General features: G+C 68.1%; 20 protein-coding genes. 7 read left to right on the forward strand and 13 right to left on the reverse strand.

The annotated features are described in order from the left end of the window. Nucleotide 1 precedes the first annotated feature (1 nt). The 6 genes from BR85_RS12120 (at nt 2) to BR85_RS12145 (ending at nt 10,732) form a co-directional block, all read left to right on the forward strand. Nucleotides 2-1,402, forward strand: coding sequence for an O-antigen ligase family protein (locus BR85_RS12120; RefSeq protein WP_028496770.1), 1,401 nt, complete (start codon nt 2-4; stop codon nt 1,400-1,402). Beyond that, nucleotides 1,399-2,727 (forward strand): O-antigen ligase family protein, encoded by a 1,329-nt coding sequence (locus BR85_RS12125; RefSeq protein ID WP_092897024.1) that lies wholly within the window; start codon nt 1,399-1,401, stop codon nt 2,725-2,727. Before BR85_RS12120 ends, BR85_RS12125 begins: the two co-directional genes overlap by 4 nt. Before the next feature lie 123 nt (nt 2,728-2,850). Next, the gene (locus BR85_RS12130; RefSeq protein WP_028496771.1) at nt 2,851-3,825 is read left to right on the forward strand and encodes a glycosyltransferase; all 975 of its coding nucleotides are present in this window, start codon (nt 2,851-2,853) and stop codon (nt 3,823-3,825) included. An 81-nt stretch (nt 3,826-3,906) separates the two neighbouring features. Continuing rightward, nucleotides 3,907-6,450, forward strand: coding sequence for a peptidase associated/transthyretin-like domain-containing protein (locus tag BR85_RS12135; RefSeq protein ID WP_036272950.1), 2,544 nt, complete (start codon nt 3,907-3,909; stop codon nt 6,448-6,450). Between the two features lie 421 nt (nt 6,451-6,871). Further along, nucleotides 6,872-8,503: a hypothetical protein gene (locus BR85_RS12140; protein WP_028496772.1), complete on the forward strand. Its 1,632-nt coding sequence runs from the start codon at nt 6,872-6,874 to the stop codon at nt 8,501-8,503. A 9-nt stretch (nt 8,504-8,512) separates the two neighbouring features. Then, the gene (locus BR85_RS12145) at nt 8,513-10,732 is read left to right on the forward strand and encodes an acyltransferase family protein (protein WP_028496773.1); all 2,220 of its coding nucleotides are present in this window, start codon (nt 8,513-8,515) and stop codon (nt 10,730-10,732) included. A 6-nt stretch (nt 10,733-10,738) separates the two neighbouring features. On the opposite strand, the gene BR85_RS12150 is transcribed toward BR85_RS12145, so the two are convergent. The 9 genes from BR85_RS12150 to BR85_RS12190 form a co-directional block, all read right to left on the reverse strand. After that, entirely contained in the window at nt 10,739-11,479 is a 741-nt protein-coding gene (locus BR85_RS12150; RefSeq protein ID WP_028496774.1) for an ABC transporter ATP-binding protein, read from the reverse strand. Further along, a complete protein-coding gene (locus tag BR85_RS12155) occupies nt 11,479-12,270 on the reverse strand; it encodes an ABC transporter permease (protein WP_028496775.1) in 792 nt (263 codons plus the stop codon). The genes BR85_RS12150 and BR85_RS12155 overlap by 1 nt, the downstream gene beginning before the upstream one ends. Before the next feature lie 29 nt (nt 12,271-12,299). Next, entirely contained in the window at nt 12,300-14,267 is a 1,968-nt protein-coding gene (locus BR85_RS12160) for a hypothetical protein (RefSeq protein ID WP_197018627.1), read from the reverse strand. Further along, nucleotides 14,264-14,761 carry a GtrA family protein gene (locus BR85_RS12165; protein ID WP_051526356.1) on the reverse strand — a complete coding sequence of 166 codons (498 nt, stop codon included), beginning with the start codon at nt 14,759-14,761 and terminating at the stop codon, nt 14,264-14,266. The genes BR85_RS12160 and BR85_RS12165 overlap by 4 nt, the downstream gene beginning before the upstream one ends. Beyond that, nucleotides 14,758-15,786, reverse strand: a complete 1,029-nt coding sequence (locus BR85_RS12170; protein ID WP_081782788.1) for a glycosyltransferase family 2 protein — start codon at nt 15,784-15,786, stop codon at nt 14,758-14,760. Before BR85_RS12170 ends, BR85_RS12165 begins: the two co-directional genes overlap by 4 nt. An 83-nt stretch (nt 15,787-15,869) precedes the next feature. After that, the gene (glf, locus tag BR85_RS12175) at nt 15,870-17,006 is read right to left on the reverse strand and encodes a UDP-galactopyranose mutase (RefSeq protein WP_028496777.1); all 1,137 of its coding nucleotides are present in this window, start codon (nt 17,004-17,006) and stop codon (nt 15,870-15,872) included. Between the two features lie 51 nt (nt 17,007-17,057). Next, nucleotides 17,058-18,065: a glycosyltransferase family 2 protein gene (locus tag BR85_RS12180; protein ID WP_028496778.1), complete on the reverse strand. Its 1,008-nt coding sequence runs from the start codon at nt 18,063-18,065 to the stop codon at nt 17,058-17,060. A gap of 11 nt (nt 18,066-18,076) precedes the next feature. Beyond that, nucleotides 18,077-19,270 carry an ABC transporter ATP-binding protein gene (locus BR85_RS12185; protein ID WP_036272954.1) on the reverse strand — a complete coding sequence of 398 codons (1,194 nt, stop codon included), beginning with the start codon at nt 19,268-19,270 and terminating at the stop codon, nt 18,077-18,079. Beyond that, complete coding sequence (locus tag BR85_RS12190) at nt 19,270-20,181, reverse strand: ABC transporter permease (RefSeq protein ID WP_231478704.1); 912 nt, start codon at nt 20,179-20,181, stop codon at nt 19,270-19,272. The genes BR85_RS12185 and BR85_RS12190 overlap by 1 nt, the downstream gene beginning before the upstream one ends. Before the next feature lie 163 nt (nt 20,182-20,344). Here BR85_RS12190 and BR85_RS12195 point away from each other — a divergent pair, with 163 nt between their 5' ends. Next, nucleotides 20,345-21,193, forward strand: coding sequence for an NAD-dependent epimerase/dehydratase family protein (locus BR85_RS12195; RefSeq protein WP_028496781.1), 849 nt, complete (start codon nt 20,345-20,347; stop codon nt 21,191-21,193). Here BR85_RS12195 and BR85_RS12200 read toward each other — a convergent pair. The 4 genes from BR85_RS12200 to rfbA form a co-directional block, all read right to left on the reverse strand. After that, nucleotides 21,187-22,398 (reverse strand): alginate O-acetyltransferase AlgX-related protein, encoded by a 1,212-nt coding sequence (locus BR85_RS12200; protein WP_028496782.1) that lies wholly within the window; start codon nt 22,396-22,398, stop codon nt 21,187-21,189. The two genes, BR85_RS12195 and BR85_RS12200, sit on opposite strands and share 7 nt — an antisense overlap. Continuing rightward, nucleotides 22,395-23,603, reverse strand: a complete 1,209-nt coding sequence (locus tag BR85_RS12205) for an acyltransferase family protein (RefSeq protein WP_081782790.1) — start codon at nt 23,601-23,603, stop codon at nt 22,395-22,397. Before BR85_RS12205 ends, BR85_RS12200 begins: the two co-directional genes overlap by 4 nt. Continuing rightward, the gene (locus tag BR85_RS12210; RefSeq protein ID WP_051526358.1) at nt 23,566-25,557 is read right to left on the reverse strand and encodes a rhamnan synthesis F family protein; all 1,992 of its coding nucleotides are present in this window, start codon (nt 25,555-25,557) and stop codon (nt 23,566-23,568) included. The genes BR85_RS12205 and BR85_RS12210 overlap by 38 nt, the downstream gene beginning before the upstream one ends. A gap of 90 nt (nt 25,558-25,647) precedes the next feature. Further along, a complete protein-coding gene (gene rfbA, locus BR85_RS12215; RefSeq protein WP_028496783.1) occupies nt 25,648-26,523 on the reverse strand; it encodes a glucose-1-phosphate thymidylyltransferase RfbA in 876 nt (291 codons plus the stop codon). Between the last annotated feature and the right edge of the window lie 73 nt (nt 26,524-26,596).

Below are 26,596 nucleotides of genomic sequence, written 5' to 3' on the forward strand. Positions count from 1 at the left end.
GATGTCTGTTCACACGATGCACCCGATCGCGGCGCCGCCGCAGGCGCCGGCGCGGGAGAAGACCGGCCACCTGCTGCTGCGCGGGTGGTGCATCTTCGTGCTCGCCGGCGCCATCGCCGGCACCAGCTGGCTGCTCGCCGTCGGCACCCTGGGCTCCGGGATCGTCGCCGTCGGCTCGGGCCTCATCTCCATCGCCCTGTGGGTGAGCCTCCGGCCCGCCGTGCAGTGGCGCCGGCTCCCCTGGTTCGCCGTCGGCTACATCACGTGCGCGGTGTCCTCGCTGCTGTGGACCGCGTGGCCCACCGCCACCGCGATGACCCTCCTGCTGCTGCTCACGACCTCGGTGCAGGCGATGTTCGTGGGGGCCGTGCTCACGTGGCGCGAGCTCATCCGCGCGCTCGCGTCGGCACTGAAGTGGATGCTGGGGCTGTCGCTCCTGTTCGAGCTGTGGGTCTCGCTCGTCTGGCAGGGGCCGATCCTCCCCGGCTTCGTGCGTCCCGACGGCCCGGTGGACGATCCGATCGTCCTGTGGTCGCGCGACAACCTGTTCGACGGCGGACGCATCCAGGGTCTGTTCGGCAACGCGAACGATCTCGCCTACGTCGCCCTCCTCGCCCTCGTCGTGTTCGGCGTGCGCCTCGCCTCCGGCGCGCCGCGGCGTGTGCTCCTGGTCGGGTGGATGCTGCTCGCCGCGTACCTGTTCGTCCGCGCCGGCTCGGCGACCGCCTCCTTGGCGGCGGCGGCCGTCGTCGTCGTCCTGCTGACCGCGCTGCTCATGCGCACCTCCGACCGCCCCGGCGGCCGGACCCGCTTCTACCTGGCTTATTTCGTCGTCGCGGCGGGCGGCCTCACTGCGCTCTGGTTCAGCCGCGACGCGGTCTTCGCCCTCCTCGGCCGATCCGCCGACCTGACCGGCCGGGAGGACATCTGGGCAGCCGTCATGGAGCGCGCCGCAGAGCGCCCCGTGCTCGGGTGGGGCTTCTCCACACCGTGGGTGCCGACCGACCCCGGCTTCGACGGCTGGATCATCGACCACGGACAGACGGTCATGCAGGCGCACAACATGTGGATCGACGTGTTCTTCCAGCTCGGCGCGGTCGGGCTGGTCCTCATCGCCCTGACGTTCCTCGCCTACGTCTGGCGGGCGTGGTTCTTCGCCGTGGACCGTCCGCGCTGGGACCTCGTCGCGGACCGCCCGTACTCCGCGGCGACGCTCGTCCCGACCCTGATCGGCGCCATCCTGCTCGTGCGGGGGCTCGCCGAGTCCGGCCCCCTGCTCGCGTGGGGCTGGTTCATCGTCGTGACGTTCGCCTTCAAGATCAAGCAGGCGCCCCTGATCGGCCGCGGGCCGAGCGAGAGCCGCCTCACCGGCGAGCAGGGCGAGCGGCTGTCCACGCGATGAGCACGACGTCCGAGAACGCGCGTCGCCGACTCGGGGCGCTCCTGCGCTCTGCCGACTTCGCCCGCGTCTACACGCTCACGGTCTTCGCGACCATCATCGGGTCGCCCTTCATCGAGGCCGTCGCCGGGTACGTCCCGCTCGTGACCGCGGTCGTCGGGCTCTGCGGCATCGGCGCCGGCGTGCTGTTCTCGCGGCGCGCCGAGATCTCCTGGCTGCGTCTGGTGCCCACGACGCTGCTCATCTTCCTCGTCTGGGCGTTGACGAGCGTCGCGTGGAGTACGGATGCCGGCATGAGCTTCTGGCGCTGGCTCTCGACCCTCGCGATCGCGTTCCTCGCCGTCACGATCGGCCATATCCGTGACACGCTGCAGACCGTCCGCGCCCTCGGTGATGTCGCGCGTGTGCTGCTCGTGCTGTCGCTGGCACTCGAGGTGCTCGCCGGCATCCTGTTCGACACCGCCTTCGAGTTCCTCGCAATCCAGGGCAACATCGCCCAGCTCGGCCCCATCCAGGGCATCTTCGGCACGCGCAACATGCTCGGGTTCGTCGCCGTCATCGCGGTCATCACGTTCGTCATCGAGTGGCGCACGCATTCGGTGCGCCCCGAGGTGTCGCTCGCGTCGATCCTCCTGGGGACCGCGATGGCCCTCCTGTCAGCGTCGCCGACGGTGTTCGTCGTCGCCGCGGCGGTCGCCGTGGCGGCCGGAGCGCTGCAGCTCGTCCGCACGGCGGATCCCGCGCGCCGCGCGGCACTGCAATGGGGGCTCGCTGCTCTGGTGGCCACGGGCGGCATCGTGCTGTACGCGCTGCGAGGCCGCATCGTCGCGGCCCTCGGCGCGGCGGACGACCTGTCGATGCGCACGACGCTGTGGGACCTCCTGCAGTTCTACGCGCGCCGGCGGCCGGTCCAGGGATGGGGCTGGTTCGGGGCGTGGGCCCCCGACGAGCAGCCTTTCCTGACTCTCAACCTGCTCCTCGGCCAGCGGCACACGACCGCGCTGAACGCCTACATGGACGTCCTGCTGCAGGTGGGGTGGGCGGGCTTCGTGATCCTGATCGCCTTCGGCGGCATCGCCCTGGTGCGGTCCTGGCTCGACGCGAGCCAGCGGCGCTCCCCGGTCTACGGCTGGACGCCGCTGCTCCTGGTCGCCCTCGCCACGGTGTCGCTGTTCGAGAGCTTCGCGCTGTTCGGTGCGGGCTGGCTGCTGCTCGTGCTGGCCACCGTACGGGCCGGACAGTCCCGCTCGTGGCGGCGCAGCATCCGGGTGCCGGAGCCGGACCAGGACCTCCCCCGGTCACAGGAGACGTCAGGATCGGCCGGGTAAGCTGATCCTCGGCCCGACGCGCGGCGCCCTCGCTCTGCCCCGGAGATGATTTGTGACCTACGTCCTTCAGAACGTCGTGTTCGCCGATCCCGCCGACCGTGCCCGCGCGTGGGAGGTTCGCAAGTGAGTGCCGCCGCCCCGGCCTTCGATCCCGCGACCGCCACCATCGCGGTGGTGACGTTCAACCGGTCGGGACTGCTGACGCGTCTCCTGACGAGCATCACCGCCATGGACCCCAAGCCCGGCAACGTGGTCATCATCGACAACGCCTCCACCGACGACACGACGGCCGTCGTGGAGTCCTTCCGCGACGGGCTCGGCACGAATCTCGTCTACCGCCGCCTCGACACCAACACCGGCGGCTCGGGCGGCTTCAGCGAAGGCATGCGCGTCGCCTACGAGCTGGGGTCCACCTGGATCTGGCTCATGGACGACGACGTCGAGGTCCTGCCCGACGGACTCGCGAAGATGGGCAAGTGGGCCCCCCGCTTCAAGAGCATCCAGGGCCGCCGGTACGACTACGACGGCAGCGAGTTCTACTGGCAGTACCGCGTCGCCGAGCGGATGGGCATCCCGATCCCGTTCGCGCCGTCCGGGTTCGACGAGTCCGGGTACAAGGAGATGAACTCCGGATGCTTCGAGGGGATGTTCATCCACCGCGACATCGTCGAGAAGATCGGCCTGCCCGACCCCCGGTTCTTCATCTACTGGGACGACCAGACCTACGGCTGGCTCGCCTCCCGCCAGACGACCTCGGTCATCGTGGACGAGTTCGTCCTGCGCCGCACGCGCGAGATCAAGCAGTGGGACATGGGCATCCGCCACATGAACGCCTCCAGTGACGCCTACCGCTACTACATCATGCGCAACCGCGCGCACATCAAGCGCTACTACCGGTCGCTGGGTGTCTACAACCCGGTGCTCTTCGGCGCGGGGACCGCCTTGACCTTCGTGAAGGAACTCATCCGCCTGCTGTTCGTCGAGCGCAAGGTCCGCGGCACGTCCAACCTCTTCCGCGGGCTCCGCGACGGCGGCAGGATCGCCCGCGACGCCTCGTGGAAGCCCATGCCCCCGCTGGTAGGCGCCACCGCGATCTGAGCGGCTTCTCATCCTCTGTTAGATTCGGCGGGTCGCGGCCGTTCGCCGAGGCGTGGTCTGACGCCGGGGAGCGGAATGTCGATGGTGCGCACACGGGGCCGCGGCCGCCTTCTCGCGACGGTGACGGTCATCGCGTCGCTGTTGTCGGCGGCGATCGCCGTCCCGGCCTCTCATGCGTCGGCGGCAGACGGCACCGCGAGCCTGTCGGGGACGGTGGACGGGTACGACAGCCCCGCGTACGGAGTGTCCAACGCGACGGTCTGGGTCTACCGCGACGGCGCATTCGTCACCAACACGAACTCTGACCACAGGGGTGCGTACACCATCGCCGGCCTCGCCCCCGGTGAGTACGACATCCTGACCACTTACTGCTGCTCCGCGAAGGCGTACATCAGTGAATGGGGTGACGACACGCACGGCGCGACCCAGCTCGCCCCGACGGTTCTCGCCGAGGGGCAGAACACGCTCGACATCGTGCTGGATGCCGGCGGCTACATCACCGGGACGGTGACGGGGGCAGGCAAGAACGTCCACGCGACGATGACGCTCGTGCCGCTGGAGCCGATCATTCCGGGGTTGGAACGCCGGGCCTGGGTGGGTCCCGACGGGCTGTCGACCGATCCGCTCCCGCCGGGACGGTACGGCATCATCGCCGCCGCGGGCGGCTGGCTCACCGAGGATCACAACGGCGTCAAGACCACGACGCCCACCGAACCGGCGATCGTCGTCGAGCGCGGCGCGACGACCTCCGTGGCGATCGAACTCGACCCGGCCGGCCAGATCTCGGGCACCGTGTACATCGACAACCGCGACGGCACCCGGAGCCCCGCCGCCGGCGCGCGGGTCGGGTGGACCAACCTCGCCGACTACAACAACCGGTGGGGCAGCATCGTCACCGACGAGAACGGCGAATACGCGATCCGGGGGGTGAATGGGCAGTACGTCCTGTCGTACTCCGCCGACGAGACGCTGCCGGAGTACTCCGGTGGTTCCCGCACGGAGGAGGACGCTCAGGTCGTGACGGTGCGCGACAACGAGATCGTCGACGGGATCGAGGCCACCCTCGACATCGGGGGGCGCATCGCACTGCGTACCACGCTCGCGTCGCGACCCGGCAGACCCCCGGTGTACGCCGATACGTCCCACATCGAGTTCGCGCGTCTGGACGAGACCACCGGGCGCTACACCCTCGTCGACCCCCCCGGCGGGCGCGGATCGATCGATTCCCCGCTCACCGCGTACGGCCCGTTCACGCCGGGCACCTACCGCGTCACCGCGTACGCGAACGACTACATCGGCGCGTTCTTCGACTGGGCGACGGTCATCGTCCCCTACACCGCCACCGTCTCCGACATCTCGGTGACCGCGGGGTCGACCACGACGATCGGTGCGGTGACCTTGACCACCGACTACTACGACCCGGTGCATCCTCCGGATCCGGAAGCGCTCCCCCGCGATGCCGGCTCCTTCCTCAGCCTCGCTCCTGCGCGACTGCTCGACACGCGGGTGGGCACCGGTGCCCCGGCGATCGCCGTGGGGCCCGGAAAGAGCGTCGATGTGCAGGTGACCGGACGCGGCGGGGTGCCAGGCTCGGGCGTGGGAGCCGCCGTCGTCAACCTCACGGTCACCGGCGCGACCGCCGGCGGGTTCCTGACGGCCGGCCCGACGGGACAGCCCCAGCCGAACGCATCGAACCTGAACTTCGGCGCCGGGCAGACGGTCGCCAACCTCTCCAGCGTGAAGGTCGGCGCAGAGGGCAAGATCACGCTGACGAACAACTCGGCGGGCACCCTCCACGTCATCGCGGACATCGCGGGCTACCACCCGAGCGGCGTGCCCTCGGCGCCCGGGACGTTCGAGACGCTGCGGCCGAAGCGCATCCTCGACACCCGGGAAGGCATCGGCGCCGACTGGGTGCCCGTCCCCGCCCACGGGAGCGTCGATCTCCAGGTCACCGGCCGCGGGGCGGTCGCGTGGTCCGGTGTCTCCGCGGTCGTCCTCAACGTGACCGCCGTCAGCCCGACGGCGGCCGGCTTTCTCACGGTGTATCCCACCGGAACAGCGCAGCCTGCGGCATCCAACCTCAACTTCGAGCGGGGGCAGACGGTCCCCAACCTCGTGACCGCGAAGCTCGGCGAAGGCGGACGGGTGACGCTCACGAACAACTCCGCGGGGTCCGTGCACATGCTGGCCGACGTCGCCGGGTACTACCTCGACGGCGAACCCGCCACGAAGGGCGCTTTCGCCGCACTCGAACCCACGCGTGTGCTCGACACGCGGGTGGGCAACGGCGCGTCCCGGGTCGCAGTGGGGGCGAACCAGACCATCGATCTGCAGGTGACGGGCCGCGGCGGCGTGCCGGCGTCGGACGTCTCCTCCGTCGTGATGAATCTCACGGTCACAGGACCGACCGCCAACGGTTTCCTCACCGCCTATCCGTCCGGCACATCCCGCCCGACCGCGTCGAATCTCAACTTCACGGCGGGTCAGACGCTCCCGAACCTCGTGACCGTGAAGGTGGGCGACGGCGGCAAGGTGAGTCTCACCAACAGCTCGGCCGGCACGGTCCACCTCATCGCGGACGTCGCCGGCTATCACCTCAGCGCAGACCCCCCGCTCGGCTGACGGCGCCTCGGCCAGGCGCTGGTCGGAGTCGGCGCGAAGATATGAGAGGATGCGCATACGTCTGGGTCGAGCGGCGCGCGACCCACCCCGATCGATGACGGAACGTCTTCACCGTGGGCGACGAACCCGCACGCCGACGGCGCCGTCACAGCTGGGGAGCACTCTTGCACGGGATGATCGCGAAATGCGCGCTCGCTTCTGTCTTGCTGGCGACGAGCCTCGCACCGACCGGCTGGCTGCCGGCCTCCTCGTTCTCACCGGGCAGCGTGACGTCGCCCGCACCCACGCCCTCCGACACACCCGCCCCCGCACCGACCGAGGCGCCGACGCCTTCCGCGACCCCTGCACCCCCGAAACACCTGCGCCGCCTGCGGCGCCGGACGTCCCTCCTGTCGATGCGACGCCGGATCCCGGTCCCTCCGTGCCTCCCGCCCCCGACCCCTCCCCGCCGCCCGTCGATCTCGGCGAGCAGGTGGAGGACGCCATCGAGGAACTCGAGGCCGAGGTCCGCGAACTGGACCGCACGCCCGGCGCGTTCCAGCCTCAGGAGGTCCCCTTCGTGCCGGGGGACGCTGCCGCTCCGCAGACCGTGCAGTGCTACGGCGACAGCATCCTCGGGGGTGTCTGCGGATCGAACGCCGGAACTCCGCTGAACTCCGCGCTGCCCGGCTGGACCACCGTGGATCGGTCTCTCGGGGGTCACTGGTCGACGTCCATCGCCGTGAACGCGGGCGCCTACCGGATGCAGCTCGTCGACCCCGTCACGATCGCCGCGTCAGGGGACACGGCCCTGCCGACACCCTTCCTGTTCGAGGTTCCCGCCGACGCCATGGGCGGCGTGACGATGCGGGTGTCCATCGCAGGTGTCGAGGGCGTCCTCGTGCACCGCGTCGACCTCGGCATCTCCTGGCGTTTCACGCGGGCGGCGCCCGGCGACCCGATCGCCGTCGCGCCCGGAACGCCGATCGTGTCGCTCGGCGCGATGATGCCCGGCGCATCGACGATCATCTGGGCCGGTACGAACAACCTGACCGCGACCGCGCAGATCCTCGCCGACGTGGATGCGATGGTGCAGCTGCACCGCAGCATCTCCGACCAGCCGTTCTGGGTCGCGTCGATCACACCCGCCTGGGGCAATGCGACGTCCGTGTACGGCGTCGCGCGCACTGCGTTGAACGCGCAGCTGGAGCAGCGCTACGGCGACCACTACATACCCGTCGACGAATACATCGCGAACGGAGCGCTCACCGACGCGGGGATCATGCCGACATCGAGCGACCGTTCCTGGATCAGGTCGGGGCTCAACCCGCCGTCGTTCCACTCCGCGGCCGACTGGGTCCACTTCAACCGGGCCGGGCAGGACGCGATCGCGCGCTTCGCCGCACGGTTCGTTCAGGGCGGGACGACGCGCGCGCAGCAGAGAGCGCTCTTCGCCGCGGAAGCGGCGTTCCAGGTCGACGTCCACGGAGCGACGATCACGGTGCGCGGATGGGCCTTCGACCGCAGCGACCTCTACGATCGCATCCCGGTCGGGATCACCGTCGACGACCAGTGGATGCTCGCGACCTTCGCCGACGGCCCCTCGCCGGAGCTCGCCGGCTTCGGCGTACCGGGAGGCCACGGGTTCCGCTGGTCGAAGACCCTCGCGGACGGCAGGACGTACAAGATCTGCATCGTCGGCGTCGGCATCGGCGCCGGTGCCAACGCGTACCCGCCCTGCGTGACGGTCGCGCTCCCCACCCTCCTGCCTCAGGGAGACATGTCCCTCATCGACGCGGGCGGCGGGACCATGGCGATCGTCGGCTGGGGCTTCGACCACGCCGACCTGTACGCATCCATCCCGGTGGGGATCATCATCGACGGCCGTTGGCACGCGGGGCTCACCGCATCCCTGCCCAGCGCCTACCTGCGGCCCTACGGTGTTCCCGGGAACCACGCCTTCTTCCAGGGCGCACAGGTCGGAAGAGGCACGCATTCGGTCTGCGCGGTGGGCGTCTCCGCGGTCACGAATCGCAACTCGATCCTCAAATGCGACTCCATCACCCTGAAATAAGGTGATCTCATGGCCGGCCCTGCAGTGACCACCGACACCCCCGCGCCCGCAGCGTCGCGGGCCGATCTCCGCACCCGCCGCCGTACGCCCCGAGGCGGGGGCGCGTCGGGCTTCCGACCCGACATCCAGGGGCTGCGCGCGCTCGCCGTGACACTCGTCCTGCTCTACCACCTCTGGCCGGACGCACTGCCGGGCGGGTACATCGGCGTCGATGTCTTCTTCGTCATCTCCGGCTTCCTGATCTCGCAGCACCTGTTCCGCGAACTGTCCCAGACCGGGCGCGTCGCCGTGCCGGCGTTCTGGGCCCGGCGGATCCGCCGCCTCCTCCCGGCATCGCTCCTCGTCCTGATCGCGACGCTGGCCGGAACCGCCCTGTGGATGCCGGCGAGCGAACGGATACGTGCGTTCACCGACATCGGCGCCAGCGCCGTCTATGCCGTGAACTGGGTGTTCGCGCGCGGATCGGTCGATTACCTCGCCCAGGACGACGCACCCTCGGTCGTCCAGCACTATTGGTCGCTCGCCGTCGAAGAGCAGCTCTACGTCATCTGGCCGATCCTGATCGTCGGTATCACCCTCGTCGTCGGCGCGGTCCTGCGGCGCCGCGGGAGAGCATTCGCGTGGAGCGGGCAGCGTCGGGCACTCACGATCGCCCTCGGCGTGGTCTTCGCCGCGTCGCTCGTCTTCTCGGCCACCCTGACCGCCACCTCCCCCGGCGAGGCCTACTTCAACACCTTCGTCCGCGCGTGGGAGTTCGCCGGCGGCGCCCTCCTCGCGCTGCTCGTGTCCCGGTTCCCCACGATGCAGGAGTCGTCCTCCGGAAAGCGGGCCGTCGCGGCCACCCTCCTCACCTGGACGGGCGTCGCGATGATCCTCGTCGCGAGCTTCACCTACACCGATGCGTCACCGTTCCCGGGCACCATGGCCCTCCTTCCGGTGGCGGGCACCCTCATCGCGATCATGGCCGGCGCGCAGCGCGGTCCCGTGACGCTCAGCGGGATCTCCACCTGGCGGCCCATCGCCAGCATCGGCACATGGTCGTACTCCATCTATCTGTGGCACTGGCCGATCATCGTGCTCGCGCCCTTCGCACTGCAGCGGGCCCTCGGGGACCTCGACCGCTGGATCATCGTGGCGCTGGCCGTCCTGCTCGGCGCGCTCTCCAGCCGGTTCATCGAAGACCCGGCCCGCTCACGCAGGTGGGGCCGTCGCCCGTGGCGCGAGTTTGCGTTCGCCGTCGTCGTGCCGTTGGTGATCGTCCTCGTCGCCGCACTTCAGGTCACCGCCATGACGGCCTCCATCGCCGCGGCGGCCGAACGGGCCGAAGCCGCCCGCGTCGCCGCGGAACGGGAAGCGGCGGAGAGCGCGGAGAACGCCACCGCGGCGGAACCGCGGGTCTGCTACGGAGTCGCAGCCATGCTCGAGCCGGAGCTCTGCATCGATCCGTTCACCGCGCAGACGGCCATCGACACCGCCTTCGCGGCCACAGACCTCGATCCGAACTGGTGCCTCACGCAGCTCCACGAGGAGTGGCGCACCTGCACGTACGGCGATCCGGAGGGACCCGCGGGAACGCTCGCGCTGGTCGGCGACTCGCACGCGGCCGCGATGATCCCGGCGTTCCACGAGTACTTCGCGAAGGCCGGCTGGCGGGTGGACACCTTCACGAGATTCGCCTGCTCCGCCGTGCACTCCGACCCGGCAACGGTCTCCCACTGGGACGAGGGCTTCCGCGTCGGGTGCGCGAACTGGGGCGCCCGCGTGCAACAGGAACTGCGCGACCGTACCGACATCAGCGTCGTCGTCTACCACGTGTTCGACAGCCGCGTCTTCATCCCCGGCGATGACGCGCTCCAGCTGCAGCAGAGGGACGCGATGCGGGAGGTCTGGTCCTCGATCGAAGCCACCGGCAAGCAGGTCCTGCTGCTGCGCGACATCCCCGTGACCGGAGACGTCGACATCCCGACCTGCCTGTCGCAGATCACCGTTCCGGCGACCGCGCCATGCTCGCAGCCGGTGAGCACCGCGGTCCTCGACGATCCGATCACCGCCGCTGCCGGGGTCGACGTCCCGATGATCGACATCACCGATCTGTTCTGCACGGACGGCACCTGCATGTCGTACATCGGAGGGGTCGTCGCCTACGCGGACAGCAACCACGTCAGCGGGACGTACGCGCGCAGCCTGGCGCCGATCCTGGGCGACCGCCTGCTGGCCGCGCTGGAGTGACCCGGCTCAGCCCGCGTTGTGATCGGCGTTGTAGCGATCCAGCACCTCGGCGATCGGCGCATCCATCGCCAGGACGCCCTTGTCGAGATAGAGGCCGCGCGTGCAGAACCGGCGCAGGTCCTTCTCGTTGTGACTGACGAAGAAGAGCGTGCGCCCCTCCGCGAGCAGCTCGTCGATCCGCTTGTAGCACTTCTCCCGGAAGGCCCTGTCGCCCACGGCGAGGACCTCGTCCACGAGCAGGATGGGCTCCTCCAGCTGCGAGACCACCGCGAACGCGAGCCGCACCTTCATGCCGTTCGACAGGTGCTTGTACGGCGTGTCGATCGACTCGCGGAGCTCGGCGAAGTCGATGATCCCGTCGAACCGCCGTGCGACCTCCGCGCGTGACATTCCGTGCAGTCCCGCCGTCAGGCGGACGTTCTCACGCACCGTCAGGTCACCGACGAATCCGCCCGTGATCTCGATGAGCGGAGCCACGCCGCCGTGCACGGTGACGCGTCCCTCATCCGCGAGCAGGACGCCGGCGACGAGCTTGAGCAGGGTCGACTTGCCCTGGCCGTTCCGCCCCACCACCCCGATGGACTCGCCCGGCTGCACCGTGAACGAGACGCCGCGCAGTGCCCAGAACTCCCCCGGCTTCGACCGCCGGGACGAGTCGGCGAACAGGTCCTTGAAGCTCCGGCGCCCCCGCCGATTGCGACGGAAGCGCACGCCGAGCTCCTGGACTTCGATGGCGGGGCCGGGCATCACAGTTCCTTCAGCACGGGGCGCTCGAGGCGACGGAAGACGAGGAGACCCAGCAGCAGGAAGGCGACGCTCATGCCCGCGCCCACCAGCACGCTGAGCGTGTCCCACTGATCGGGGAAGAAGCCCATCCGGTACAGCGTGAAGATCCCGGAGAGCGGGTTGAAGGCGGCGATCTGCGGGAAGGGCGCCGGCAGGTCGACGACGCCGTAGATGATGGGCGACGCGTAGAACAGCGCGCGGAGGATCAGCTTGGTCGTCCGCTCGAGATCGGAGTACAGCACGCACAGCGGGGCGACCAGCAGCCCGAGCCCGACGAGGAGCGTCAGCTGCAGAACCACCGCGACCGGGAACCACAGGATGCCCCAGCCCACCTGCGCGCCGGCGAAGACGGCGAAGAGGACCAGGACGGGCAACGAGAAGAGGAACTCGATGCCTTTGCCGAGCACGATCCGGTTCACCCAGATGGAACGCGGGATCGCGGTCGATCGCACGAGCCGGGCGTCCTTGTTGAACGCGCGCGTGAAGTCCGACACGGCACTGTTGAACCATACCCACGGGAGCAGCGCCGTGATCAAAAACACGATGTACGGCTGCGCGCCGACCGTCCGCTCGAAGACCTGCGTGAAGACGAACCAGTAGATGAGGCTCATGACCAGCGGGTCGAGCACCGACCAGAGATACCCCAGCGCGCTCGTGGCGTAGCGGACCCGCAGATCACGGGCTGTCAGGAGCCACAGCGCGTGCAGGTGGCGGCGCGGAGATCCGGGGGCGCCGACGGCGGCTGTAGTCACACTCACGAGTCTATGGCGGAGCGCTGGAGCTACTCCGTCTCCGTGCCCTTGAGCACCAGGACGAGGTCGCCGTCGACGGGCTTGCCGTTCTCGGTCGTCGGGAAGCGGTCCTGATCCGGGTTGAGCTGCACGTAGGCCGGCTCGCCCTCGGACTGGACCCCCGTGAGGCTGATCGTGTACGTCTCTCCAGCCTTCAGCACGAGATCATCCGTGCGGAAGGAGGCCAGGCCCACGCCGACGGCGTTCGCCGGGGTGGATCCCGCGAACACGGACTCCCCCTGCTCGTCGACGATGCTCACGTTGATGATGGCCGAGTTGATCCACGTGACCGCCGAGGCGTCCATCCCGATCTGCAGCTGGCTGACGGAGAGAGTCGTGTCGAAGTCCAGCTCCTCCGCGATGACCGAGTCCGGCGCCAGGACGTCCACCTCGGTGAGGCCGGGGACCGAGCTGACCGATGAGTACACGGTGGGCGTGGCCGGGATCAGGTACATCCCGAACAGCAGGGCCGAGAACCCGAAGAGCGCGGCCACGCGGATCCACACGACACTGCGCTTGATCGTCTGCGCGTTCGGCATCCCCGCGATGAACGCGGGACGCGGGTAGTTGATGATCAGGACCGCGAGCACGCAGGCGATCATGAACCCGACCATGAAGATGACGTTGTTGCCGCCCAGTCCGAGTCCGCGCAGGATGTCACCGGGTGTGGCGAAGCGCTGCGGGTCGGCCGGCGGGATGAACTGGCCGAACAGCAGATCCCTGAAGATGCCGGAGTTGTACATGGAGTACCCGACCAGCATGTAGATGAGGAACAGGGTCGTGCCGATCGCCATCTCGAGGAGCGAGTTCAGCGTGAGATAGCGCGGATTCGCGAAGATGATCAGGATCGAGAACGGCGCGACCAGGTTGATCCAGTAGGGGTTCAGCGGCACGATCGCGCAGAACACCAGGAACGCCGCGAGCGAGAGGTAGATCGCGAATGCCTGGAGCTCGCGCGTGCTCGAGGTGCGCTTGGCGTAGGCGAAGATCGCGAGTCCGACGATGAAGACGACGAACAGGGGAACGGGGATGCTGGACTGCCAGGTGAATCCCGACGTGCGCAGCCGGTCGAGCATGAGATCGGTGAAGCCGCCGGTGGACGCCTCGAACGCCAGGTCCCCCCGGTACATCAGCCGGCACAGCAGGAGGCCGAGGACACCCACCACGAGCTGACCGACCGCGCGGAGGAGCCGCTTCTCACGCAGCAGCACCAGCGGGATGAAGATGAACAGCGCGAACAGCTTGAAGGTGATCGCGAGCAGGAACCACAGCAGGAACGAGCGCGTTCTGCCCCTCATATAGGCGAGCAGGCCGGCCAGCATGAAGGTGATCGAGATGATGTCGTACTGGACGATCACGAGGACCGGGACGAACAGGGCCATCGACGACAGGAAGTAGAAGGCCACCCACTTGGAGCGCTGCGCGCTCACGCCGATCGTCTTGGCGATCGCCATGACGAGCCTCGTGGCCACCAGGGTGAAGACCACCATCATGAGCTTCAGCCAGAGCTGAGCAGGCGTGGAGTTCAGGTAGTCGAAGTCGCCGTACCGGTACAGGAGGTACGCGGGCAGGTTCCAGATGCCGAACACCGCGTAGATCGGGACGTCGTACACGGCCGGGTGGCCGAAGGTCGATCGTTCGATGGCGATCTGGTAGAAGTCCTGCGGACGCCCGGCGAGCACGGCGTCGAGGAAGTTGAACGAGTGCTCGAAGGTCGCCTTGACGTCACCGTAGAGGAACGTGACGAACGCAAGCGCGCAGATCGCGCCGAGCAGTGCCCAGTCGGCGATGTTGGGCTGTTCCACACCCTTGAACCAGCGTCCGAGGGTGCTCTCGCGGACGCTGTCGCTCATCGAGATCCAGGCGCCGTCCACGCGCTCCCACCCGCGATCGAGGGCACGGCTCACCCGCCCGCCCTGAGGCGCGGTCGTCTCGGCTCCGATTTCCTGCTGCGTCATGACGTGATACCGCCTGTTTCCGAGGTTCCGATCCCATCGCGCTGCGCCACGGCGGGGCGTGGGCCGCTCGAGCGCTCGATGAGAAGCTTGCGGGAGGTGAAGTTGTACACCAGGACGACGGCTGTCGCGATGAGCTTGCCGATCAGGGGGTCGATGCCCACCCCGTCCACCGTTACGAACAGGATGAGCTGATTGAGACCGAGCGCGATGATGTTGAGTCCGATGTAGATCGCGAATTCCTTCACGATGCTGCGGCCGGGCTGGGCTTCGAAGACGAACTTCAGCGTGAGGACGTAGTTCAAGATGAGCGACAGCGAGAAGGAGATCGTGCTGGCGAGGATGTACTGCACCCCGAAGTACTGGAAGAGGACGAAGAAGAGCCCGTAGTCGAAGGCGAACGAGACGAGTCCCACCACGAGGAACCGGGCGAACTGCCCGAGCAGACGGCGCAGACGTCCGTCTCTCGGAAGCCTGCTGCCGGAGCGCGCCGTCATTGCGCGTTCTCGAGGGGGTCGTCCGTCACGGCCTCCGCGACGACGTTCCGCTCCTCGGTGAGGACGGGCGCCGCCGGCGCGGGCGGGCCGAAGTTGACCCGCTCTCCGACCACGACCCGGGGCTTCGCAGTGACCCTGCTGTTGATGCTGAGGATGTACTCGCCGAGGACGCCGATGAAGAACAGCTGCACGGCACCGAGGAAGAAGATGCCGACGGTCGTCGAGGCCTCACCCGCCTGATAGCTGTCCCAATCGACGAGCTTGTTGATGAGCACGAAGACGGCGAGCCCGAGACACACGAACGCGATCACAGCGGCGATGAACGTCGCCAGACGCATGAGGAGCTTCGTCGACGACGTGATGCCCTGCATCGCGAAGTCGTAGTTGCGCAGGAAGTTGAAGTTGGACTTTCCTCGCGCGCTCTTGCCCTGGTCGTACTGGATGATGTGGACGTTCAGTCCGTACTCGGCGACGACGGCCTTGAAGAACGGCTGGATGTCGTCAATGCCCTCGAGGACGCGCACGAACTCGCGGTCGTACAGGCCGTACCCGGTGAAGCGGGGGATCTGCGTCGTGTCGGAGAACCAGCGGATGACCGCGTAGTAGAGGTGCCGGAGTCCCGTCATCACGAAGCCCTCGTCGCTGCTGCGACGCTGGCCGATCACGACCTGCTTGCCCGTCTCCCAGGCGCGGACGAATTCCGGGAGGTTCTCCGGCGGATCCTGGAGGTCGCCGAACAGCATGAAGGTCGCGTCACCGCTGCCGTAGGTCAGGGCGGAGAACACGTTGCGGTGGAAGCCGAAGTTGCGCGCGTTGAAGACGGCTTTGACCCGCGCGTCCTCCGCGGCGATCCGACGGATCTCGGCACGCGTGCCGTCGGTCGAGAAATCGTCGACGAAGATGATCTCGTAGTCGTACTGCGGCAGCTCGTTGCGGAAGACCGCGGTGAGCCGGTCGACCATCTCCTGAACACTGCGCTCTTCGTTGTAGCTGGGGATGACGACGCTGATGGTCCGTCTTGACAAGCGAGCACTCCTCGGTGATTCGGGCGTCTTCTCGCGCCCGATGAAGTCTACCCGACCCGTGTCGAGGCCTCCGTGAGAGGCTCTCAGGACAGCCGGTTGTTCCACATCGACAGCGCCGACCCGATCGCCATGTGCATATCGAGGTACTGGTACGTGCCCAGCCGCCCGCCGAAGTGCACGTCCTTCTCGCCCTTGGCGAGCTCGCGGTAGGCGAGGAGCCCTGCGCGGTCCGCCGGCGTGTTGACCGGATAGTACGGCTCGTCCTGGGGGGTCGCGAAGCGCGAGTACTCGCGCACGATCACGGTCTTGTCGGTGGGATACCGGTCGGCGCGCTCCGGGTGGAAGTGCCGGAACTCGAGGATGCGCGTGTGGGGTGCGTCGGCATCCGCGTAGTTCATGACCGAGGTCCCCTGGAAATCGCCGACCGGCACGACCTCGCGCTCGAAGTCGAGCGTGCGCCAGGAGAGCGCGCCCTCCGCGTCGTCGAAGTAGCGGTCCACCGGGCCGGTGTAGACGATCGGCACCTGGCCGACCGTGGCCGCCTTGTGGAGCGGCTGGGAGTCGTCGAAGAAGTCGGTGTCGAGCCGCACGTCGATGTTCGGGTGGTCGGCCATCCGCTCCAGCCATGCCGTGTACCCGTCGGTGGGCAGCCCCTCCCACGTGTCGTTGAAGTAGCGGTTGTCGTAGGTGTACCGCACCGGGAGGCGGCTGATGATCTCCGCGGGGAGCTCGCGCGGGTCCGTCTGCCACTGCTTCGCCGTGTAGTCGCGGATGAAGGCTTCGTAGAGGGGCCGGCCGATGAGGGCGATGGCCTTCTCCTCGAGGCTCACGGCCTCGTGCGACTCGAACTCGCCCGCCTGCTCGTGGATCAGGGCGCGGGCCTGCGTCGGCGAGTAGGAGGCCTGGAAGAACTGGTTGATCGTCCCGAGGTTGATCGGCAGCGGATACACGACGCCCCGGTGCGTCGTGTAGACGCGGTGGACGTAGTCGGTGAACGTGGTGAAGCGGTTCACGTACTCCCAGACGGCGGGGTTCGAGGTGTGGAACAGATGCGCCCCGTACCGGTGCACCTCGATGCCCGTCTCGGGGTCCGCCTCGCTGTACGCGTTGCCCCCGATGTGGGAGCGCCGGTCAATGACGGTCACCCGGCGTCCGGATGCCGCGGCCCGTTCGGCGATCGTGAGCCCGAACAGCCCCGATCCGACGATGAGAAGATCCATCAGCATCCTCCGCGTGTAGCCATCACAGAATCCTAGGTGTTCGGTCGCCGCTCACGTGCGACGGTGGATCGTGCGGTTGTAGACCTGCACCTCGAGGAACCGCAGGCCGTGCAGGGCCGCGCATCGGAGGCGCTGCCACGGTGACAGCGTCGAAAGGAGGCCGGAGACGTAGCGCCGGTCCTCCTCGTACATCTCCCGATCCTCCGGAGACCGGACGCTGCGCTTCTCGAACCTGACGGCGTGGAGACCGAAGTACGCGCGGGCGGGGAGGATGCCGTCTTCCCTGGCCAATTCGAAGCAGCGCCCGTGCGCGCGGACGATGTCGTGGTAGTAGCGCGTCGAGCGCAGATTGTGGGAAACGCTGTCGGTGCGCTGGAGCCAGTAGTAGAGCCGGTCCTCGCATGAGGCGACCCGATCCATCCGCCGGTAGAGGTCCATGGCGACGGCGACGTCCTGCGCGTAGCGTCCCTCCGGGAATCGGATGCCGTCGAACAGTGCCCGCCGGTACAGCTTGCCCCAGTTCGCCTCGCTGAAGTAGTACAGCTCGCGACGCGTGAGCTTGCGCAGGAGGATGCTGAAGACGCCCTGGTAGTACCGGCCCGGCTGGTCGAACGAGATGTGCCGGCCCGGCTGCTCCCCCGCGTGCGCATCGCGGACGGATGCCGCCACGCTGGCTCCCACGTTGTACCACCGGCAGCAGCTCATGTCGGCGCCGGCTTCCTCCAGGATCTCGACGAGGCGCCCGATCATCCGCGGACTCATGAGGTCGTCGTTGTCGCAGAACGTGATGAGGTCGCCGGTGGCCGCATCGAGTCCGCTGTTCTGCGCCGCGGCGATGCCGCCGTTCTCGCGATGGACGACGACCACGCGGTCATCCTCGGCGGCGAAGCGATCGCAGATCCGACCGGAATCGTCGGTCGAGCCGTCGTCGACGAGGATCACCTCGAGATGCCGATACTCCTGCTCGAGGATCGACGCGACGCAGGCACCGAGATACCGTTCCGAGTTGTGGACCGGGACGATGATCGACACTGTCGGCATCGACGGCTGGACCGTCACGACGTCGCCCTTCAGACCGCGGCTATCGACGCCGCGACGGTGCCGAGGTTGCGGTCGTTGCCCTTCATCGTGAAGCGCGCGCCCTGCATGAGGACGTGCGTGTCGATGTCGATGATCTCGGACACGTTCGCGTTGACGAAGTACTGCCCGGCGCCGAAGTGGGCCGATTCGATGACGAAGTCCATCGAGGAGTCCCCTGCGGGGATGGCGGGAAGGTCGATGCCGAGGCGCTCGGTGTTCGAGGCGAGCACCATCTGACCCATCGGCGTGTCGATGCTGAACCCGGTCGCCCAGGTCGGCATCGCCTGCTTCGCCCGCACGTGCACCCGGATGCACATGCGCGCGCCGACCTGCACGATGTTCTGGCGCTTGCCGTCCTCGTCGAGCACCTCGATGCGGGTGACCTCGATCGGCTTGACCGGTTCCGGCGGCGGCTTCTGTCCGACGCGGCGACCTTCGAGCACATCGCGCAGCGCCGAGACGGCCTCGTTCACCTCGCCGTCGAACACCATCTTCCCGTCCTTGAGGACGATGCCACGGTCGCACAGCTCCTGCACCTGGGCGGCCGAGTGCGAGACGAGGATGATCGTCCGGCCCTCCTTCCGGAAGCGGGCGATGCGCTCCATGCACTTGCGCTGGAAGGCTTCGTCGCCCACGGCCAGCACCTCGTCGACGAGGAGGACATCGGGGTCGGTGTGCACCGCCACCGCGAAGGCGAGGCGGACGAACATGCCGGACGAGTAGAACTTGACCTGCGTGTCGATGAAGTCGCCGATGCCGCTGAACTCGAGGATCTCGTCGAACCGCTCGGCCGTCTCGGCTCGCGTCATCCCCATGATGGAGGCGTTGAGGTAGACGTTCTCGCGGCCGCTCAGGTCGGGGTGGAAGCCGGCGCCGAGTTCGAGCAGCGCCGCCATGCGCCCGCGGGTGAGGATGCTGCCCTCCGTCGGCGAGACGATCCCGCCGATGAGCTTGAGGAGCGTGCTCTTGCCCGAGCCGTTGGGGCCGAGGAGCCCGACGGTCGTCCCCGCAAGGATCTCGAGGTCGACGCCGGCGACGGCGACGTACTCCTGCTTGTGGGTGCGTCCACGCCGTCCGGCGTGCACGATCCGTTCCTTGAGCGTGTTGTCCTTGCGGACGACGAACTGCTTCGTGACGCCTTCGGCGCGCACGACGACGGGACCGGGCTTGCGTGAAACGACCATCACATCTCCTGCGCGAAGTTGCCCTGCAGGCGGGTGAACACGCGGTGCGAGACGGCCAGCAGCACGAGGCCGACGAGACCGGCGATCAGCATCCGCATGAGGAGGTTGTCGGGGTAGTCGGCGGCGGTGCCGGCGCCCCAGAAGGCTTTCCGGAACGCGAGGACGCCGAGGGTGATCGGGTTGTTCGTGTACACCTCGAGCGCCCAGGACGGCAGGCCGAGGGTGCGGAACGCGTCGCTGACCATCGTCCAGGCGTAGACGATGGGAGACCCCCACATGGCGAGCATCATGACGACGTCGGTCACGTACTGGACGTCCCGCAGATACACGTTGAGCGCCGAGAGCAGGATGCCGAAAGCCAGCCCGTAGACGAGGATCAGCAGGACAGCGGGGAAGAACCACAGCATCTCGACGGGAGCCGGCAGCGCCTGGAAGATGATCGCCCCGCCCAGCAGGACGAGGCACTGCACCAGGAACATGAACCCTGCTGCGCCGACGCTGGCCAGCGGGAAGATCTCGCGCGGGAGGTAGATCTTCTTCACGAGCCCGGCGTTCGCGAGGATCGAGGAGGTCGAGCCCTGGACGGCCTCCGCGAAGAAGCTGTACATCGTGAGCCCGGCGAAGAGGAAGATCGCGAACTGCGGAATGCCCTCGGCGGCGCGGAGGAACTGCCCCAGCACGAGGAAGTACATGAGGAACTGGACGATCGGGCGGATGAGCGTCCACAGGAAGCCCAGGACGCTGTCGCGGTACCGCGCCTGCAGATCGCGCCGGACGAGGAGGCCGAGGAGATCGCGCCGGTCCCAGATCTCCCGGAGCTTGCCGCCCCGGACGGGAAGATCAAGGCCTCGGGCGTTCGTCGTGATGAATGGGGTCTCAGCAAGTCGGGCGAACCGCTCAGTCGTGTCCAATTACTCCACCTACGTTCAGCCAACTGGAACACTATACCGGGTCGAACCTGGGCGATTTCGGCGGGGCGGCATGGCTCGCTACCCTCGGGAGAGCAACCTCTGCAGTCGGAGACCGCCCGATCACGGTGCCCGTCGGACGACTGCGTGCGAAAGGAACGAAGCGATGTCCACAGTCGTCGTCACGGGAGCCGCCGGGTACCTCGGCCACCACGTCGTGCGCGCGGTGCTCGACCGGGGCCACGAGGTCGTCGCCGCCGTCCGGCCCGGTCGCGGAGAAGGTCTGGACCCTCGCGCCGTGGTGGTGGAGGCGGACATCCTCGCCCCCGACTTCGATCCGGCCGTGTGGGGCGCCCAGCCCGATGCGGTGGTCCACCTTGCGTGGAAGGACGGGTTCCGGCACAACTCGCCCGCGCACATGTCCCAGCTGTCGGCGCACTTCGACCTGCTGACCCGCCTGGCCGAACGCGGGGTGGCCCGCATCGTTGCCCTCGGCACGATGCACGAGGTCGGGTACTGGGAGGGCGCCATCGAGGCCGGCACCCCCACGGCGCCGCTCTCGCAGTACGGCATCGCCAAGGACGCCCTGCGTCGCGCCCTCCCCCTCGCGGTGCCGGAGACCTCGCTGGCGTGGGCCCGCGCCTACTACATCTACGGCGATGACCGCCGCAGCGAGTCCATCTTCCGGAAGCTCCTGGATGCCGCCGACGCGGGCCGCACCGAGTTCCCGTTCACGACGGGCAAGAACCTCTACGACTTCATCCGGGTGGAAGAACTGGGGCGTCAGATCGCGGCGCTGACCGACGCCGTCGACGTCACCGGCACCGTGAACTGCAGCTCCGGAGAACCGATGTCGCTGGCCCAGAAGGTGGAGGAGTTCATCGCCGAGAACGACCTCGGTGTGTCTCTGCAGTACGGCGCGTTCCCGGACCGTGCGTACGACTCGCCCGGCGTCTGGGGGGACGCCACGGTCATCCGGTCCGTGATGGCCCGCGACGCGGCGCCGGCTCAGTAACCGGTCGTCACACCCTTCGCGGGCGCGTTGACCAGGTGTCGCTCGGCGAGCTGGATGATCACGACATCCGGTTCGTACTGCTCGACGAGCGACCGGTAGTTCGGCGGGTCGGACCAGTCGTCGTACCGGTGCTGGATCTGCCAGGTCTGCGCGTACTGCTGGGCCCAGAGTCCGGAGAGGGCGTTGCCCATCGAGTCGCGCAGGATGAGCGCGCTCTGTCCGCTCCACGCTCCGTCGGTCACGGTCGACGCGGGGAGACGGGACAGATCGATCACCTGTCCCCCGTCGCTGGTGAGGGTGTTCGATGCCCCGTCGGTCACCTCGACGGGCGCCATCTCCTCGGCGAACACGGGCGCGGTCCACTCCGGGGTGGCATCGGCGACACCGTACGCGGCGTACTCGTTGAAGACGCCTTCGCTGGTCACCCGATCGACGGCGGGCACCGCGACAGCGGGGGCATCCGGATACATCGCCGCCTGACACCGCGCGAAGGACTGCCAGCCGATGTAGCCGCCCCAATCGGTCCAGTGGCTGTTGACCGGGGTGAAGACCGCGTCCTCGGCGGCAGCCTCGCGCAGGTCGGCGCGGAAGTCGATGATCGGCAGGTCAGGGGACGCGGACAGCAGCTGGTCGAGGGGGGTGGACCCGCGCAGGGGAACGACCCATTCCGGGAGCTGCTCGGGGTAGACGCTCGCTGCCGAGGGGGTGATCTGGATCGTGAGCTCGATCCCCTGCTCGGCCAGCGCGACCGACAGGGGGGTGAAGTAGTCGCGCCAGGCCGCTACCTCGGACACCGTCAGCAGGCGGCGACCGACCGACTGGGAGAAGTTCTCCTCGATCTGGTCGTTGTAGAAGGCCCACCCCTCCTGGCCGAGCACGACCGGACCGGCGAGCTCATCCGCGTGGGCAGCCCAGGCCTGCTGAGCCGCGGACGCGTCCTCGACCCAGGGCTCCCCCGTCGCACGGGCCGCCGTGGGCCGGCAGGCGTCCGCGGCGGCGGCCGGGGTGGCCGACGGCGCGGGGGTCACGGGCGCGATCTCGTCCGCCGCGCGATCCAGGTTGGCCTGGACGGTCCAGCCGACGATGGCGGCGACGAGCGAGGCGATCGCCAGGATGATCAGCGGCGCATCGCGGTACGGACGCCACCAGGGCGGGGAGGGTACGCCCGCGCCGTGGACGATGTCGCCGCCGCCGGAGGCGCTCACGTGGGGGCTCCCGTCGTCTGGGGCGTCCGCCGGGCGAGCCGCGCCGGGTACGTCGGGTCGACGGCGGAGATGACGCGAACACGCGTGGGCGCCGTTCTGTCCAGCAGGCGCTGGAGCCACCCCGGGGTCCAGTCCTTCAGCTGCAGCGCAGGCCGCTCGATCAGGTGCCAGCTCAGGTACGCGTACGCGTGGCATCCCGCCACGATGACGACGTGATAGACGAGCCAGCCGGCGTCCTGCAGCTGGAAGTAGGCGGCGAACTGCATGAGCGGCCACGCGATGATGTAGATCCCGTAGGAGAAGTCGCCGTGCTTGTCCCAGTTCTTGAGGAACTGGGCACGGATGGCGAACCAGATCAGCGCGTAGCAGAACGCGTACTGCCCGAAGGGGAGCCATCCCCCCTTGGCATAGGTCCATCCGGCGATGAAGATGCACAGGATGGCGAGGCGGTTGTCGATCGGGATGCGGTCGCCGAACAGCGCGAAGAGGATGCCGAAGGCGAACGGCGCGAGGAGCAGGAGCTGGCGGAAGTCCGCGAACACGATGCCGAACAGGCCGAGGTTGCCGAATCCCAGCCACTGCATCATGGCCAGGAGGATGATGGCGGACGCGACGATCCCGCCGATCATGCGGTGCGCGAGCGCTCCGGCGACCCCCAGCACGCCGACGAGGATGTACGCGCCGAACTCGAAGGCGAGAGTCCAGGCGGAGCCGTTCCATTCGAAGCCGCCGTGGAGCTGGAAGAAGGGCAGGCTCTCCCCCATCCCGGCGATGTTGTGCTGCGCGAGCGGAAGCCACATGTTGTTGGAGAAGTACGTGAAGGGCGAGTCGGTCGTGGCATTCCAGAACCCGTCCATCGTGCCGCTCTCGCGGTAGTAGGCGATGGGTGCCAGAGCGTAGGCCGTCACGATCAGCACGAGGAGCCACGCCGGGAAGATGCGCATGATGCGACGCCAGAAGAACCTGGGCGTCGACGCACGGCCCATCTTGCTCTTGGTGATGAGGAAGCCGGAGAGGAAGAAGAACCCCGCGACCGCGACGCCGCCCAGCGACTGCTCGTCGCTGATCTGCGTGCCGAGATCGTGGCCACCGTAGAACCCGGCCAGCGGACCCGCGTGCGAGAAGATGACCATGAAGGCCATCAGCCACCGGAGGAACCCGATGCTGTTATTCCGCGGGTCGAAGCTCTCCTTCAGCGATATCACCCTCCACCTCCTCCGGGTTGTTCCGCTTCCACGTCTCGGGGTGGCGGAGCTTCCAGAGCTGGTGGTGGACGACGCGTGCCGGGCGGTCGAGTGGCCGGAGGACCTTCGCCACCCGCGGGTGGTTGAGCTTCAGGTACACCCGCGTGAGCGCGACGATCCCGCCGTGCCCCAGCCAACCGGCGCGATGGAGGAACTGGATCTGGTCGATCGCGTATCCGGGCATGGTGGCGCCCATCTGATCGAGCTTGAACTCGAGCGCCGTGTGGCTGATGCTCGCGTGCTCGGCGGTGGAGATCGTCCGGACGTGGTAGCCGAGCTCGGCGGCCGCATACCCGACGATCCGCTCCTGCACGTGCGCGAGGCTGCCATCGAAGTGCTTGTTCGGGGCGGCGTACTCCTTGTACTTCCACTCCCGCTCCACCATGAGGCGCAGCGCTTCCGGGCGGGCGATCCACATGCACCCGTAGGGCGCGAGCGGCGAGATGTCGTCGAACGGCACACGGATCCCCAGCTCTTCGGCGAGGGCTTCGGCGGGCGCCTTGTTCGCGTACCAGCCACGCCCCATCGTCGGGAAGCCGATGTGGATCATCGGCGGGAACACCATGCCGAGGCCCGGCTCCTTCTGGAACAGCGCGAGCGCGTTGGCCGCATAGCCCGGGGAGTTGAGCACGTTGTCCAGTTGCTGGAGCTTGAAGTACCGCCCCGAGTTGAACGACCCCTGCACGGTCTGCTTCGAGTGGATCTTGACGACGAGGTCGTAGCGGCCGGGTTCGAGCACATCCCGGCACGCGATGAAGAACGCACTGAGGTCGCGTCCCCGATTCGACGGGAGGATCCGGATGTCGACGTGGGAGAAGTTCGGGTCCGCGCGCCTTTCGAGGACCGACCGGATCGTGTCGGCCTTCTCGCTGCTCGTGGTCGTGATGAACAGGTCCATCGGCACCGGCAGCATCACCAGCCGGTCCATCAGTTCGTCCGTCATCTCCTCGTAGTAGATGTGGACGACCGCGGCGAGCGTCGGAGGATTCTCCGCGTCGAAGGCGACGTCGACGTCCGGGAGGATCTCGTGCATCGCCGCGTCCGTGTAGAGCGCGCGCGGCTGGGAGTTGCGGACGATGTTCTGATAGATCATCCGGACCGGGTAGCCGTAATGCTCGGCGCGTTCGATCGTCCAGCGCCCGATGACCGCGTGCTGGTCGAGGTAGGGCGGGTAGTGGAAGAACCCGCGGCGCTTGAGCACGGGGCAGCCGTCGTCGAGCAGGATGTCCGCGTTGATGAGGGCGGGGTGCTCCGCCGGATAGTCCGCCACGGAGAAGGCGACGGCGGAGGTGAAGCCCCGCTGCTCGAAATGATGCGTGAACTTCGACTCGTGCCGCAGGATCGAATCGGTGTAGTTCTCGATCATCGGCATCGACGACCAGTACTCGCGCCACGCGGCGCTGGTGAACATCGGCTTGCGGACGGCGATCCAGTGGGACTGGATGTGCCGGCGCAGGATGCCGTCCTTCGTGAACGGGTTGGGGACGATCTCGGCGTGATCCGTCATCCCCCAGAAGTCCGCGGGCTCGGCGTTCATGCGATCGAAGAGGTCCTCGAACGGGCGCACGGGTCCGAACCACGTGTAGTTCATGAGGATGACTTCGTCGAACTCCGCGAGACGCTCCGCCCCGAAATGCTCCATGGCGGTCTTGTAGCCCCAGACGTCGAAGCCGACGTTCTCGCGGGTCCAGACCGTGTCGGCCACGGGATCGAGGCGGCGGTGACCCTCCTCCGTCAGCTCGCCGTTGACGACGACGAAGATGTGGTCGGCGAAGGGGCGCAGCGCGGCGAGCTTGTACACGATGTAGTCGTCCACATCACCGCGACTGTCATGCAGCAGGTAGAAGACGATCCGCCGCCCGTCGGCGGGGAAGGGCGCGGGCGCGACGGTGTCGGGGCGTTGATCGGTCTGCAAGAACTCACTCCTCGGTTCGTCGGCTGAGCACGCGCTCACAGACCGACTCGCTGCGGCGGCGGGCCGCAGACCATACGGATTCTACCTGGCCTACGCGTCGCGTCCCTGGGCGAGGATCGACAGCAGGTAGGCGCCGTATCCACTCTTGACCAGGGGCTCCGCCCGGACGCGCAGTTCGTCGTCGGTGAGGAAACCGAGTCGCCACGCGACCTCTTCGGGGCTGCCGATCGACAGGCCCTGGCGCTTCTGCACGGTGCGGATGAACTCGGTGGCCTCGCTGAGCGAATCGAACGTCCCGGTGTCCAGCCAGGCGGTGCCGCGCGGGAGGACCTCGACCTGCAGCTCGCCTCGCTCGAGGTAGACGCGGTTGAGGTCGGTGATCTCGAGCTCCCCGCGGGCGGAGGGCTTGAGGTCCTTCGCGATCTCGACGACATTGTTGTCGTAGAAGTAGAGGCCGGGGATCGCGAAGTGGCTCCGCGGCTGCGCGGGTTTCTCCTCCAGCGTGAGCGCACGACCGGTGGCATCGAACTCGACCACGCCGTACGCACTCGGGTCGGCCACCCAGTATCCGAAGACCGCCGCACCGCTGAGCGACTCGTGACGACGCAGGCGCGTTCCCATGCCGGGGCCGTAGAAGATGTTGTCACCCAGGACGAGCGCGGCCGTGTCGGAGCCGATGTGCTCCTCCCCGATCACGAACGCCTGCGCGAGTCCGTCCGGGGACGGCTGCTGGGCATACGTGAGCGAGATGCCGAACTGCGATCCGTCGCCGAGGAGACGCTCGAACTGCTCGGCGTCGTGGGGCGTCGTGATCACCAGGATGTCGCGGATGCCGGCCAGCATCAGAGTCGACAACGGGTAGTAGATCATCGGCTTGTCGTAGACGGGTACGAGCTGCTTGGAGATCCCGAGAGTGATCGGGTGCAACCGGGATCCCGTGCCACCTGCCAGAACAATGCCGCGCATGTGTCCAGTTTCTCACACCTTGTCCGCGGGGCACGGCGGGCGGCGCCGCCCACCGCCCGCACGCCGACCGGGC

This window comes from Microbacterium sp. UNCCL10, assembly GCF_000746195.1.
Lineage (GTDB): Bacteria > Actinomycetota > Actinomycetes > Actinomycetales > Microbacteriaceae > Microbacterium > Microbacterium saccharophilum.